We start from the raw sequence: 13,638 nt of genomic DNA on the forward strand, positions 1-13,638 counted from the left end.
TTGCGGCGAACGCCGATGATCTGCGATACCTCGTGCGGGTCCCCAGGCGGCCGTAGCGGCCTCTTCGGGTACCGATCGCGGGTAGTCGGTCGTCCGTGACGAGGACCGCCCGCATGCCGCCTGAGCAGCCGATTTGGTTTTAGCCCAACGCCTTCGGTAACGTTGCGTTCACCCGACGCGGGGTGGAGCAGCTCGGTAGCTCGCTGGGCTCATAACCCAGAGGTCGCAGGTTCGAATCCTGTCCCCGCTACTAGGTAGGACGGCCCTCGGAGATCTCTCCGGGGGCCGTTTTCATGCCTCTTGTGAACGGATTTGTGAACGTCGGGATTCCTGGCTCGTGAGAGCTTGACGCGTAACGAGCCCTCCCTGACGCTCAGGGCATCGCGCGCTTCTGTACGGCGTCGCCTCGGGGTAGACCGACGCCCGTATGCGGGGCTCCAAATCCTTCTTGGTCCACGGGTGCTTCGACAAAAGGCGGCTTCTTAGTAGGGCGCGAAGCAGCAAAGGCGCCATGTCGGGGCTGCTCACCGTGTGACCACGGTAGTTAAACGAGGGATTCGTTTTCACCTTTCCGTGCGCAATGTCCGAGCGGTGGTCGTAGATTTTCTTTGCAAGGTTGAAGACTCCCTCAGGGTCATGGTCATCGGAAAAGGGCTGCTGCTGCACGGAGTGCCGTGCGATATTTCAATTCGGCATTCTCATCGAGCAGTAGAGCCTCAATGCCGATGGTTGCGTCCAAGGTGCGGTCCTCGTCGTTGGTTCGCATCAGCGCACGTACGGCTCTTCGAGCGGACAGCTTCACATCGTCCGGAGCCGACGTTAGCGCCAAAAAGGCCGCTCCTATCTCGCGACCATGGTCGGGATCTATGGGTTGGGGGGAGGAATGCCAGGGCGCGACGGGACGGACTCGCAGGTGGGCAGACTGCGACATGTCACGGAGTTTGGCAATCAACACGTCGGCTTCGGTTGTTGCTGCCGTTGTTGGCGTTGCGTCGTTTATTGCGGGCTGTGTCGGTTGGTTGTGTTGCCGTGGCCTGTGTTAGGGAGCGTCGCTGAAACTCACTTGATTAGCGTATGCTGCAGCTGCACAACACAACTCGGCGGACATCATCGTTGCAGCTGCTGACCGCCGCGCAACGGACGCAGGTCGGCTGGAGCTGGCCGAACTGTTGTCCGGGTCAGGTTGGCTGGTATTTCAGCGCCTCCTGTCAGGCCGGGACTCGACCACCCCCGGCGAAGTCCCACACCCACTGCGGGTAGGACCCACCCGGGTCACTGACCGCCTCGAGTTCGGTGACGTCCTGCGCCGACAACGTCAGATCGGCGGCGCCGGCGCTGTCGGCCAGCTGATCCGGACGCTTTGCGCCGACGACAACGCTGGTCACCGCCGGCCGGGACAGCACCCACGCCAAGGCGACCTGCGCCGGGCTGACCCCGTGCCGGTTGGCTACGGCGCGCAAAGCATCCACTACGTCCCAGGCGCTGCCAGGGTCGACCGGGGGGAAATCCGGGTAGTCCGCGGCGGTCCGGCGGGATCCAGGTTCGTCGGACCCGGAGCGCCCGTACTTGCCAGACAGGATGCCTCCCGCCAAAGGGGCCCACACTAGTAGTGAGAGATTCTGGTCGAGTGCCATCGGCACGATCTCCCGCTCGACATCACGGCCTAGCAGTGAATAGTAGGACTGTGAAGCCACGAACCTGGTCCAGCCGTGGCGCTCAGATGCGGCCTTCGCCTTCATCATCTGCCACGCGGCCAGGTTGGAACAGCCCACGTAACGGACTTTGCCCTGGCGCACCGCGTCGTCGAGGGCGGCCAGCGTCTCCTCGATGGGGGTCACCGGGTCGATGCTGTGTAACTGATACAGATCGATGTGGTCGGTCCCCAGACGGCGCAGGCTGTCCTCCAACGCCCGCATCAGGTGCAGGCGCGAGGAACCGATCTGGTTGGGCCCCGGTCCTGTGCGCGCGCTGAACTTAGTCGCCAGGATCACGTCGTCTCGGCGGGCCCCCAGCGCTCTGCCCAGCAATTCCTCGGACTCGCCGCCGGAGTACACATCGGCGGTATCGACCAGGTTGACACCGAGGTCGAGTGCCTGTCCGACAACGGCTTCGGTAGCACTCAGGTCAAGGCCACCCAAAGCATCGCCGAGGGTGGTGCCTGCGCCGCCGAACGTCATCGCTCCCAGGCTGACGGTGGATACATAGACACCGGTGTTTCCGAGCATGCGATATTTCATGGATTCGACGTTAGGACGCCTGGGTCGGCGTTTCTATAGCAGGATGCCCGATTTTTGTGCTTGATCGTCTACATTTCAGCATACTGGTGTGATGGATCCGCTTTCAGACATCGTTTCGATGGTTACCGTCGACGCGGCCATCACCTCGCGGCTGGAGGCCTCGGGCAGCTGGGGCCTGCGCTTCGCCGGGGTGCCCTACGCGAAGTTCGGTGTGGTGCACCGGGGTGAGTGCTGGATCTCTGCGCCAGGACACGCGTCCGTGCGTCTGGCGGCCGGGGACTGCTATATGTTCATCGCCGGCGGCGAGTACACCATGGCCAGTGCCGCCGACACGCCCGGCGAGGCAATGGATGACGCCGAGGCGCGTTACGCAGCCGACGCGATCGACGGTTGGCTTCAGCTCGGACAGGCCAAGGATGCCCCGGACGTGATCGTCACAGGCGGCCGGTTCGTGCTCGACGCCGATCACGCGGCGCTGCTGCTGGACCTGTTGCCGCCGGTGCTACCCGTCTACGCCGGATCACAGCCGGCGCCGGCGTTGCGGGCGGCAATGGACCTGCTGGTGGCCGAAACCGCCGCGGGAGCGCGGCAGCCCGGTGGTGACCTCATGCGCACGCACCTGGCGCACATCGTCGTGACTGCGGCACTCCGCGCTCACGCCGCCGGACCCGCCGTCAACGGGTGGCTTGCCGCACTGACGGACCCGCAGCTGGGTCCCGTTCTGCGCGCCGTGCATGACGACCCTGCACATCCGTGGACCGTGCGAGAACTCGCCCAGCGCGCCCACCTCGCCCGCTCCACCTTCGCCGCCCGATTCCGCGAACTCGTCGGAGTGCCCCCGCTGGAGTATCTGCTCCGTCTGAGAATGCATCACGCGGTCGAACTGTTGCGCCGGCCGGACGCCTCTGTCACCGCAGTCGCAGAACGGGTGGGCTATGCCTCGCACAGCTCGTTCTCCCACGCCTTCACCCGCGTGATGGGTGCGCCGCCGGGCCGGTTTCGATGCAGGGCCGCCGACCAACCGGGTTAGCCGGTCAGCGCTCTTCAGGAACTGCAGCACACGCTTACGCGCTTCGTATGCTGGGTGTCCGTCCACCTCGGGGACGTGATCGATAAGCGCCGGTTGCGCCGTCCTGAAAAGCCACCGCAATGCCTTGAGCCCGAGGTGATCTCAACACTGACCAGAGCATCACGGCGTGTTCTCCGGTGACCATGGCGTCCATCGCGCCCGCCAACTCCAAACCTACGTACGGATTGCGCATGTCAGCACCGGTCTCGGAGCCCGATCGGTGTCCGGGCTGCCCTGTGTTGCAGCCGTTCGGCACGGCAGGGTGCGTAAGCCCGGATTCGACCGGCAGCGTTCTGTCGCCGGGTCGTGAAGGCGTGCGGCGCTCACCAGGAAACCGGCTACCGGAGCCACTGAGGTCAGAGAACGAGGCAGCGCCGATCAGGACCCGCGGTCCAGAGAGACCGCACGCGCAGAGGATCGTCGACGCCTGCACGACCGGTCGTCACGCTCGCGCACTATCGAAGAACGGGGGCGAGCGCCGGCACCACCGCTCGGCATTTGCACCGACCAAGTACCCGGCCCGCCGGAGTTGAACGGAATTGTCAGGTTCTGCACCGGGCGGCACGTCAGCGGTCCAGAAAAACGACGTTCTGCGAGACGGGGTTCCGGGGCACGTGCAGGTTGTTTGCCGGGAAATCCTTATCGGCATAGCCGATACACACTCCGCACAGAACCCTGAGGTGATCGGGAATTTCTAGGTGTTCGCGGACGACTTCGGGGTAGAGAGCTGTGGATACCTGGACGCAACTGTCCAGGCCTCGCGATGTCAGAGCCAGCAGCAGCGTCTGCAGGAACATGCCGACCCCGAGGGCGTCAGCGAGACCCAGATCGCGGTGCATGCAGACGATCCCGGCCATCGGTGCGGAGAAGAAATCCCAGTTACGCAGTTGCGCTTGCCAACGTCCTTCGCGGTCCTCCCGAGCGACGCCCATCGACCCGTAGAGAAGCGCCCCGAGTTCGGCCCGCAAATACTGGTGCGACTCGGGCAGCCCCATATCGACTGGCGGGTGGAGGCGAACCTCCGCCGCGAAGGCTGCCGCTAACCGGTCGCGGCGGGCACCGGTAGCCAGGAACACCCGCCACGGTTGGACATTCGAATTAGACGGTGCCCGCATCGCCAAGGTCAGCGCCTGCTGCACCGGTTCATGGGGTACTGGTCTATCTGGTAGAAACCTTCGGCAGGAGTGCCGGTGCAGGACCACATCGTCAAGTAGCTGCGAGTCTCCATCTAGGGGGTTGGCAGCCTGATTGCGCCTGGAAGGCCCCGGAAGCGCATCCATTCGAGTCACGTCGGACATGTGCATTCCTTTCGTTGTTGTGCGCCGATACTGCGGTCAGGTAACGGCTTTCGGTGGCCGGGTCAGCGGGGTTGCGGGGCGCCTGACCCCTCATTGGGGGAGGGGGCAGCACCAGAAGAATGTAAGAGATCTCGGGTTCGGGAGATACGCCGCGAACGCTGACATCGGCCGACGATCGCGCTGTTTTTCGACCCACAGCGACAAACGGATGCGGCTCCGGGCAACCCTGCGGGGATGCTCGACGTCGGCACGGACGCGGCGGCAATACACCTGCCCCATTCGATGACGGTGGGCGCTGAGGTGACCGAAATCCGCTGGTGTCTGCTTCAACCGGTCCTGGGGCCGCTGGTGCAGAATCTGACGTGGCCAGCCTTCGTCAGCAGTGAGATCGGCGACTGCGAATTCCACGTCGTGCGGATCAAGGCCTTGCGACGCAACGGTGTCCAGAACCTCCTGCGCACGTCGCTCGCTGCGGGTTGCGGCACGCACGGTATAGCCGCTGCGGAGTAGCTGGTTGACAACATGGCTGCCTACGTAGCCGGCCGCGCCGGTCACAAGAATTCTCGGTTGGTCAGCATGTGAGGTCACTAATGCACTCTCGCACCGCCGTGCCCGCCCAGGCACCCTGGAGAATCCGTAGTCTCGAACAGTCCGGACCGCGAGTGACGGTCCGGCACCATGAGGTGGCGACGGGTTCAGTGGGGTTGCAGCAGCTTTGAGACGATGGTGCGGCAGCCGGGTAGGACCAGCCGCACGCACCGTTTGGAGTTGTGCGAGGGAACAGAGCTGATGCGGCGACCGGCTGGCCCTTCGCGTGTGGCTGCGCAGCGCCGATCTTCCGTCTGATAGCCGGCTAATTGCATATTGCGCGCCGGACCACGGACTTTCCGGGGTCCTTTCCTCGCCAGGAGAAACGAGGCTGGAACTCATGCCCGATCACGTGCTCGAACCTGCCGCACAAGCGTTCGCCGACGCCACCGCTACCCCACCGTTCCTCTATGAACTGGGCCCCGAGGGCGCCAGGAAAGTTCTCGACGACGTGCAGGCCACACCCGTCGCCAAGCTCGACGTCGAGGAACGCTGGGTCACCGTGGCGTGTGACCACGGCGACGTCGCCGTGCGCATCGTCACCCCACCCCAGGCGAGTGGCCCGCTACCGGTGGTGCTCTACATCCATGGCGGCGGCTGGGTGCTGGGCAACGCCGCCACTCATGACCGCCTGGTGCGCGAGCTGGCTGTCGGCGCCCACGCCGCCGTCGCGTTCGTCGAATATGACCGCTCCCCGGAAGCCCACTATCCGGTGGCTATCGAACAGGCCTACGCCACCGCCCAGTGGATCACCCGCCACGGCGCCGGCGAGGGGTTGGACGCGACCCGAATGGCCGTCGCCGGCGATTCGGTCGGTGGCGACATGACCGCCGCAGTGGCGATCATGGCCAAGCAGCGCGGCGACGTCACCTTCGTCCACCAGTCGATGTACTACCCGGTCACCGATGCCGCGCAAAACACCGACAGCTACACCGAATTCGCCAACGGACCCTTCCTGACCGCCAAGGCGATGGCCTGGTTCTGGGACTGCTACCTACCCGAGGTGGCCCTGCGGTCCGAAATCACCGCGTCACCGCTGAGAGCCAGCATCGAAGAACTCCAGGGGCTGCCGCCGGCACTGGTGATCGTCGACGAAAACGATGTACTGCGCGACGAGGGCGAAGCGTATGCCCGCAAGCTCACCGCCGCCGGAGTGCCCACCACCAGTCTGCGAGTCAATGGCATCATTCACGACTTCATGATGCTCAACCCGGTTCGAGAAACTGCCGCTGCCACCGCGGCAATCGAGTTCGCCATTCACACCCTGCGAAAGGTATTCGGACAATGACGATCACCGTTGTCGCCGAGAAGTCGACTTTGGTCCATCTGTGCTTGATTGTGACGACGGCTCAAGGTCTGGACACCGGCATCGTCACCGATCCTGGCGCGACGTGCCATGGAACCACCGTCGCCCAGAATAGTCCTGTAATTAGGCATGTTTCGGTGATTCCCGACGTGAAGTTCGGAGACAGGGTGGCAGCCCAGTGAGCAATGAACTGATCGGCTATCGAGCCCTGGTCACCGGTGGCACCGCCGGCATCGGCCTGGCGTGCACGCGCCTGCTCGCTCAGGCAGGGGCCAGTGTGGTTTTCACCGGCAGAGACCGCCGACGTGGGGAATCCGTTGCCGCGCAACTCGGAGCGGCGCAGTTCCGGGCTGCTGATATGGCCGATCTCGACGAGGTGAGAGCCATGGCGCAAGAAGTCGGTCCGGTCGACATCCTGGTGAACAACGCGGCCTACTTCCCAGGTTCGCTCACCGTAGATCAGGACCCTGCGGCTTTCGATACAGCGTTCGCAACCAACGTTCGTGGCGCCTATTTCTTGGTTGCCGCCCTCGTCCCTCACATGCTCGCCCAAGGCGGCGGCAGCATCGTCAACATCACGTCGATGGTGGCGTTCAAAGGTGTGCCGGGCGCCTCCACCTACAGCGCCTCCAAAGCTGCGCTGGAATCACTGACGCGGTCATGGTCAGCCGAATTCGGCGGCTCGGGTGTCCGCGTCAACAGCGTCGCACCCGGCCCCACCAACACCGAGGGTGTCCGGGCGGAATGGGGAGACACTAACGACGAACTTGGGCGCGCGCTGCCGCTGGGGCGTACCGCTGAGCCTGACGAGATTGCCGAGGCCGTTCTGTTCCTGTCCTCCCCGCGTGCGAAGTTCATCACGGGGTCGACCCTGCACGTTGATGGTGGAGGCAGCGCTGTATGACGAATCGAAATACGCCGGGCTGACGAACACCCTCACGGTGGGGCAGAGCGTAACTTCACCACAAACCCCCGGAGATGCCGACGTTATGACCGTGGTCATCAAGTGACCGCCAGGAGGCTGCCGCGCTCCTCCACACCGACTCCGCGGAGCAACGGCGCTGACGTCCTAAACGGGAGAGGGCTTCAAGAAACGCTCAAAGCACCGACGTACCGGCCGCAATGGATGCTCCATCGCGTCGTGCGCGGCGCAGTGCCCAACCCGGCATCTGACAGCCAGGTAGCACAACGATGTAGTCGTCCGTATCGCCACCGTTCAATACCGCTGCCATGTGTCGGCGTCGTACGAAGGGGTTTCAATGATTGACCAACCAACGGTTCTTGTCACCGGTGCTGCCGGCTACGTGGGAAGCCACGTAGTCAGTCAGTTACTCCGTCAAGGGCACACCGTTCGTGCTGCCGTCCGTAGCGAGCGACGCGCGCAGGACGTCCGCGACATCCTTGCCGCTGAGCACCTCGACGCTCGCCGCGTCCAGTTCGCGCTGGCCGATCTTACGAGCGACGAAGGCTGGGGTGCGGCGTCAGATGGGGCACGTTACGTGCTGCACATCGCCTCGCCGTTCCCGGCCGAAGCGCCGCAAAGCGACGACGAAATCATTGTGCCGGCGCGCGACGGAACGCTGCGGGTCTTGCGGCATGCACGTGACGCTGGCTGCGAGAAGGTCGTGCTCACCTCATCATTCGCGGCAGTCGGCTACTCCCCGAAAGCCGGCGACCAGTGGTCTGAGCAAGACTGGACCGATCCCGCGAGCGAAAACACCGCCTATATCCGCTCTAAAGCGATCGCTGAACGCGCAGCGTGGGATTTCATTGCTCACGAAGGGGGTGGCCTGCGGCTCACCACACTCGCTCCGGTCGGCATCTTCGGCCCCACTATCGGAACTCACCTTTCGACCTCAGTGAAATTCATCCAGTCCATGCTCACCGGAGAACTTAAACGTGTGGTGCCCCAATACTTCGGCGTGGTTGATGTCCGTGATGTCGCCTCGGCGCACCTGCAGGCGATGATCAACGACGGTGCATCCGGGGAACGGATCCTCCTTGTCGCAGATGGGCCGCCGCAGAGCTTCCTTGGACTCGCCCACATTCTGCGCGACGGTTTGGGCGAAGCTGCGTCGCAGGTCACCACGGATGAGTACAGCGACGAGGAAGTACGCCAACTCGCCACGACGGTGCCGGCACTTCGTGAGGCGCTCACGCAGCTGGGACGGCGCCCACAGATCACAAACGCGAAAGCCAAGTCCGTGCTCGGATGGTCTCCACGCCCGGTGAGCGAGACGATCATCGACACTGCTCGTTCGCTGTTCGAAAGAGATTTTGTTTAGCACGCCCCAGATCGCCGACGGCGCAACCCTGCTTCGGTCCGGTGCGCACCGATGGTTTTCTTGGTGAGCCAAACGAGCACTAGTCATGCGGTGATTGCATGTCCCGGGGATCACCTCAGATACTCCGACTAGGGGAGATGGCGAGTCGGCGCTGGAATCAAACCAGAGGGCTCCGGACCAAGCCGGAGCTGGACCTGGCGTGCACAATTGCTGTGGGCCGGCCGGGCCATGTCTTGGCGAAAGCCCTGCTGTTGGCGCGCGCTGCTTTGCGAGCCGTCTCCGCGTCGAAGGTCGGCTAACTGAGCTTCTGGCGTAGTGCGCGCCGCGAGCGAATCCCCAACTTGGTGAATACCTTTCGCAGATGCCATTCCACTGTATGGGCGCTGAGGAATAACTGGCCGGCAATCTCCTGGTTGGTCAGGCCTTGCTTCGCCAGTTCCGCGATCTGCTGTTCCTGTGGACTCAGCTGGTCCCCTTTGGTGGTGGGCTGTTTGCGGGCTTTCTGACCGGCGGCCTGCAATTCCCGGCGGGCCCGCTCTGCGAAGGCCATTGAACCGAACTGGACGAACTGTTCATGGGCGATCCGCAGCGGTTCACGTGCAGCGGTCGCAGGACCGTTACGGCGCAGCCACTCCCCGTACAGCAGGCGTGCACGGGCCAGAGCCACCGCATGCGAAGTTGCTTCGAAGTGCCGGATCGCTTCCTCGTATAGCGATTTCGCCTGCTCCCCGTTGCACAGCAATGCCTGCGATCGCGCAAGCGAGCCCAGAGCGCGCGGTGTGCCGGCCGCCCGTGTCCGGTCCTGGAGGGATTCGAGAGCCTGCTCGGCAAGCAGTCGGTCATCGGTTCGCACTGCGGCCTCGATGATCTCGGTCAGTAACTCAGGATGGAAGCCCAGATCGTCGTACTCGAAGGCGCTGCGTGCTGCGGCCAGAGCCTGCGGGTAGCGGGCCAGTCCGTTGTTCACCACTGCGGTGGCGTAGTGCGCCAGCCCGACGAACCGCCCCTCGCCCCGTGCCCGTCCGGACGCGATCGCCGCCGCAGCCAGTCGTGCGACCTCGGGTTCGTCGCCCTTCCATGCCGTCACGATCATCCGGTGATACTTCAACGGCGCATAGCCGATGGCGATCGACAGGTCGTTGGCTTCGGCGACAAGGCCACTGGCCGTGGCTAGTTCACCCATTTCGAAGTGTGCGCCGGCACGGGACAGCAGCGCCGCAGGCATCAGCGCTAGCGCACCGGCGTCGGTGGCCACCTCTACGGCGTGCAAGGAGATCTCGCTCCAGCCGTCGTCCCAGGTTTCGTGGATCAATGATTCGTGGACGATAGGAAACGCCCGCCAGAACCATCCCGATTCGGTCGCCTTTGCGCGGGTCGACTCCTTGAGCGCATCCACCGCACGGCGCATGGCGGGCATCGCTTGCACCGCACCGACGGCCAATCGTTGGGCCAGCGCGTGGGTGACCAGCTCCAGCGGGCCGTGTGGTGTCAGCTCGTTGAGTGCCGCCCAGGCCGCCGTGGCGACCTCAGTCGTCAAGCCATCTGCGCTGCGACCGACATACATCGCGGTGCTCAGCGCCTCCAGGTAGGCCTCGACGGCCAGGGTTCTGTCGTGTGGCGCCAACTGCTCGGCTACTGCGATGAATTGCGTGACGGCCTCGGCAAGGGCGGCAGGGTCGCCGTCTGCGCGAGCTGAGGCGAAGGACAGCCGGGTATGCAGCTGGGCCAACCGTGCCCGCTGAAAGCAGGTTAACGGGCCGCGCTCGGCCGTCGACAGCAGGCGATGAGCGGCGGCGAAGGAGGCCAGTTCGCGGTGCGCCTCGGCGGCGGCCAGCGCCCGCTCACTGCGGATGGAAGGATCCGGAGTTAATTCGACGGCGCGTGTCAGAAACGCTGCCACCGCGGCGGTTCCACCGCGCTGCCGGGCCCGCTCTGCAGACACGACCAGTTCAAGGGCGACCTGCTCGTCCCCGGAATCGGTAGCCAGCGCGCGATGCCAGGCCCGCCGATCGGGGTCGATGGCAGGGTCGGTTACCGCAGCCAGCGCGCCATGGGCGGTGCGCCGTTGCTCGACGGACGCCACCCCGTAGGCCGCAGATCGTGCCAGCGGGTGATGAAACTGCACCCGGGTGTCGAACTCGACGAGACCAGCGTCTTGGGCGGGAGTCATGCTCGTCGGTTTCAGATCCAGATGCGCCAGCGCACGCAGCAGCAGCGCTGGGTCTCCCACCGGTTCGGCGGCCGCGACCAGGAGGAATGTCCGCGTCTCGTCGGGCAGGTTCTCGATCAATCGTCGGTAGCGCTGCTCGACTCCGAGCCCGGGCGAACGCATCCGGCTGCGCTGCACGCCGACGGTGGCGTCGAAGGCATCGACACTCTTCGGACTCTCCAGAAGCGCCAAAGGATTTCCTCGCGACTCGGCGACGATTCGATCGCGCATCGCCGAATCCAGACGCCCCGGGAACGTCGACTCCAGCAGCCTACGAGCATCGGCGTCGTCGAGCCCTCCTACTCTTAGAGTGGGCAGATCCGCAGTGCCGTCGATTGGTGTGCGCAGCGCGAACACCAACCCGACAGACTCTGCATGTAGTCGACGCGCGACGAAGAACAACGTCTGCGTGGACACCTGATCTAGCCACTGCACATCGTCGACCATGCACAGCACCGGCCGGTCCTGTGCCGCGGCGGCCAGGAGTCCCAGGATCGCCAGCCCCACCAGGAAACGGTCCGGCGGTGCACCGGTGTCGCTGAGACCGAAAGCCCTCTCCAATGCCTTCCGCTGAGGGTGCGGCAGGCCCGATCGGAACTCCATCACCGGTGTGCACAGCTGCTGGAGCCCGGCGAATGCCAACTCCATGTCCGATTCCACACCGACCGCGCTCAACACAGTGCAGTCCAATGCAGATTCCCGGAGGTGGTGTAGCAACGCCGTCTTGCCGATACCGGCCTCACCGAGCAGCACCAGCACCTCACTGCGCCCCGACCGAAGCGAGACCAGCATGTCCTGCAGTGTGTGGCTCTCAGCGGCGCGACCGGGCAACGCGGCACTGCTGGGATCGGAGATCGCCACGATCGAGTTGGCCGCCTCATCGGAACGTCGGATGCGGCCAACGCCGCTGGCCGCGGTACGAGCAAATTATTTCATGCCGAGTCTGGGGCTGCAGAGCTACCCGCGCTCGGCAGGGACTACGGGTTTTCCGTGGTCCCTGCCGTTGACGTACCTGTCACTGTCGACACGCGGTGCATGAGCCCGACGCAACCGATCCACAGATTGAGGGCACGTGATGAGCGAATTAGAACTCTCGGGACTAACCGCGCTGGTAACCGGCGGGACCTCAGGCATCGGATTGGCCACCGCGCGGTTGCTGCGGCAGGCCGGCGCCCACGTCATCATCAGCGGCCGCGACGCCCGTCGTGGAAGTGTCGCCGCCTCCGATATCGGAGGCGGCACCCGATTCATTGCTGCGGACATGGCCGACCTGGAATCCGTCGACTATCTGGCGGGCCAGGCCCCCATCGACATCCTGGTCAATACCGCGGCCGCCGCGCCCCGGGCACTGTCGGTCGACCATGACATCGACTGCTTCACCAAAACCTACGACACCAACGTGCGCGGCCTTTACTACCTGGTGGCCGAGGTCGCTTTGGGGATGATCCGCCACGGCGGCGGAGTGATCGTCAACGTCACCTCGGCGCCCGCGTCCAAAGGGACACCGGGCGCATCCACCTACAGCTCCACCAAGGCAGCCGTTGAATCCCTGACACGCACCTGGGCCGTAGAGTTCGGTAGCCACCGCATCAGAGTCAACAGCGTGGCACCGGGGCCCACGGCCACCGACATCGTGCTGAGTCCGGAGATACCGCTGGGCCGCCTCGCGCACCCCGCCGAAGTCGCCGAAGCCATACTTTTTCTCGCTTCACCGCGCGCGAGCTTCATCACCGGGGTCACCCTGTTTGTCGACGGCGGAGCAACTGTGGCCTAAGTCCGGCACGACCAACGTCTCCAAGCAGACTTGGCTAGATAAATCGCCCGGCCATGTGCCGGTACTGCCGCCCGGTTGCGTCGGTAGGCGCACACTCCGACAAGACCCTCATCCCGCACTGCGTAGTCGGTATACCCGCGGAGCTACGCCGGAACTGGCGGGGACAGTCGGGGCGCCTCATCGCGCTGATTCGCTCGGATCGGCAGTCAGGCTGCGCTCTCATCGTCGATCGTCCATAAAGCGTCGATCTCGGCGTGGGCGCGCAGCAGGCTTTCCTTGGCCAGCGGCTGCAGGTGTGCCATCGCCGGTTCGGTGGCGGACAGGGTGAGTTCGGCGGTGATGATGCGCGGAACGAGGCCGGTCATCGAAACACCGTGGGCGAGCCAGGATTCGGCGTGGTCCCAGCCGTGCCGCGGGGTGCCGGGCCCGTAGCCTCCACCGCGGCTTTCCAAGACGATGAACTCGGTGTCACCGAGCAGACTGGTGCCATCGGGGGCGTATGACACTCCGATGGCGATGATGTGGTCGACCCAGGTCTTGATCAGGCTCGGTGCGCCCCAGTTGTAGACGGGCATGCCCAGGATCACGGTGTCGGCGGCCTTGATCTCGTCGATCAGCGTCTTGCTCAATGCGTAGGTGCGGGCCTGGGCTGGGGTGTGCTGTTCGGGCGGTGTCATCAACGCCAACCCGTTCTCGGCGTCCAAGTGCGGCACCGGGTTCGCCGCCAAATCTCGATAGGTGACGGTGCCTTCGGGGTGGGCCGCACGCCACTGCCCGGCGGCGCGGGCGGTGAGTGCACGGCTCACCGAGTTCTCGGCGCGGACGGAGGAATCGATGTGGAGGAGGTGGTTCATAGTCGTCCTGTCGGCTGA

At 64.6% G+C, this 13,638-nt stretch carries 11 protein-coding genes and 1 tRNA gene; 7 read left to right on the forward strand and 5 right to left on the reverse strand.

Annotated features, from left to right (window positions below; all coding sequences use genetic code 11):
* The first annotated feature begins 176 nt into the window (after positions 1-176).
* Positions 177-250 (forward strand) — tRNA-Met (locus tag LOK44_RS19515).
* Positions 251-1,208: 958 nt separating this feature from the next.
* Here the strand turns inward: LOK44_RS19515 and LOK44_RS19520 are convergent.
* Positions 1,209-2,237 (reverse strand): aldo/keto reductase, encoded by a 1,029-nt coding sequence (locus LOK44_RS19520; protein ID WP_237571752.1) that lies wholly within the window; start codon positions 2,235-2,237, stop codon positions 1,209-1,211.
* A gap of 91 nt (positions 2,238-2,328) precedes the next feature.
* On the opposite strand from LOK44_RS19520, the gene LOK44_RS19525 reads away from it, so the two are divergent.
* Positions 2,329-3,267 (forward strand): AraC family transcriptional regulator, encoded by a 939-nt coding sequence (locus LOK44_RS19525; RefSeq protein ID WP_237571753.1) that lies wholly within the window; start codon positions 2,329-2,331, stop codon positions 3,265-3,267.
* A 605-nt stretch (positions 3,268-3,872) separates the two neighbouring features.
* Here the strand turns inward: LOK44_RS19525 and LOK44_RS19530 are convergent.
* The gene (locus tag LOK44_RS19530) at positions 3,873-4,508 is read right to left on the reverse strand and encodes a nitroreductase (protein WP_237571845.1); all 636 of its coding nucleotides are present in this window, start codon (positions 4,506-4,508) and stop codon (positions 3,873-3,875) included.
* A 186-nt stretch (positions 4,509-4,694) separates the two neighbouring features.
* Positions 4,695-5,534 carry an NAD-dependent epimerase/dehydratase family protein gene (locus tag LOK44_RS19535; RefSeq protein ID WP_237571754.1) on the reverse strand — a complete coding sequence of 280 codons (840 nt, stop codon included), beginning with the start codon at positions 5,532-5,534 and terminating at the stop codon, positions 4,695-4,697.
* On the opposite strand from LOK44_RS19535, the gene LOK44_RS19540 reads away from it, so the two are divergent.
* The 4 genes from LOK44_RS19540 to LOK44_RS19555 all read left to right on the forward strand — a co-directional run bounded on the left by LOK44_RS19540 (position 5,533) and on the right by LOK44_RS19555 (position 8,783).
* On the forward strand, positions 5,533-6,480 hold the full coding sequence (locus LOK44_RS19540; protein ID WP_237571755.1) for an alpha/beta hydrolase: 948 nt from the start codon (positions 5,533-5,535) through the stop codon (positions 6,478-6,480). The genes LOK44_RS19535 and LOK44_RS19540 overlap by 2 nt on opposite strands.
* The gene (locus LOK44_RS19545) at positions 6,477-6,680 is read left to right on the forward strand and encodes a hypothetical protein (protein WP_237571756.1); all 204 of its coding nucleotides are present in this window, start codon (positions 6,477-6,479) and stop codon (positions 6,678-6,680) included. Before LOK44_RS19540 ends, LOK44_RS19545 begins: the two co-directional genes overlap by 4 nt.
* On the forward strand, positions 6,677-7,402 hold the full coding sequence (locus LOK44_RS19550; RefSeq protein WP_237571757.1) for an SDR family NAD(P)-dependent oxidoreductase: 726 nt from the start codon (positions 6,677-6,679) through the stop codon (positions 7,400-7,402). Before LOK44_RS19545 ends, LOK44_RS19550 begins: the two co-directional genes overlap by 4 nt.
* A 355-nt stretch (positions 7,403-7,757) precedes the next feature.
* Positions 7,758-8,783 (forward strand): NAD-dependent epimerase/dehydratase family protein, encoded by a 1,026-nt coding sequence (locus LOK44_RS19555; RefSeq protein ID WP_237571758.1) that lies wholly within the window; start codon positions 7,758-7,760, stop codon positions 8,781-8,783.
* A 295-nt stretch (positions 8,784-9,078) separates the two neighbouring features.
* Here the strand turns inward: LOK44_RS19555 and LOK44_RS19560 are convergent, their stop codons facing one another.
* A complete protein-coding gene (locus LOK44_RS19560) occupies positions 9,079-11,853 on the reverse strand; it encodes a helix-turn-helix transcriptional regulator (RefSeq protein WP_237571759.1) in 2,775 nt (924 codons plus the stop codon).
* 214 nt (positions 11,854-12,067) lie between these two features.
* Between LOK44_RS19560 and LOK44_RS19565 the strand changes: the two genes are divergently transcribed.
* The gene (locus tag LOK44_RS19565) at positions 12,068-12,766 is read left to right on the forward strand and encodes an SDR family NAD(P)-dependent oxidoreductase (protein WP_237571760.1); all 699 of its coding nucleotides are present in this window, start codon (positions 12,068-12,070) and stop codon (positions 12,764-12,766) included.
* Positions 12,767-12,972: 206 nt separating this feature from the next.
* Here the strand turns inward: LOK44_RS19565 and LOK44_RS19570 are convergent, their stop codons facing one another.
* Positions 12,973-13,620, reverse strand: a complete 648-nt coding sequence (locus LOK44_RS19570) for an FMN-dependent NADH-azoreductase (RefSeq protein ID WP_237571761.1) — start codon at positions 13,618-13,620, stop codon at positions 12,973-12,975.
* Between the last annotated feature and the right edge of the window lie 18 nt (positions 13,621-13,638).

Source organism: Mycolicibacterium lacusdiani (assembly GCF_021916785.1).
In the GTDB taxonomy this organism is placed as follows: Bacteria; Actinomycetota; Actinomycetes; order Mycobacteriales; family Mycobacteriaceae; genus Mycobacterium; species Mycobacterium lacusdiani.

Coding starts and splice junctions, on each gene's coding strand:
- LOK44_RS19535 (WP_237571754.1), bottom strand. CDS start 5,534: ATGAGTTCCAGCCTCGTTTCTCCTGGCGAGGAAAGGACCCCGGAAAGT.
- LOK44_RS19540 (WP_237571755.1), top strand. CDS start 5,533: ATGCCCGATCACGTGCTCGAACCTGCCGCACAAGCGTTCGCCGACGCC.
- LOK44_RS19545 (WP_237571756.1), top strand. CDS start 6,477: ATGACGATCACCGTTGTCGCCGAGAAGTCGACTTTGGTCCATCTGTGC.
- LOK44_RS19520 (WP_237571752.1), bottom strand. CDS start 2,237: ATGAAATATCGCATGCTCGGAAACACCGGTGTCTATGTATCCACCGTC.
- LOK44_RS19565 (WP_237571760.1), top strand. CDS start 12,068: ATGAGCGAATTAGAACTCTCGGGACTAACCGCGCTGGTAACCGGCGGG.
- LOK44_RS19555 (WP_237571758.1), top strand. CDS start 7,758: ATGATTGACCAACCAACGGTTCTTGTCACCGGTGCTGCCGGCTACGTG.
- LOK44_RS19525 (WP_237571753.1), top strand. CDS start 2,329: ATGGATCCGCTTTCAGACATCGTTTCGATGGTTACCGTCGACGCGGCC.
- LOK44_RS19570 (WP_237571761.1), bottom strand. CDS start 13,620: ATGAACCACCTCCTCCACATCGATTCCTCCGTCCGCGCCGAGAACTCG.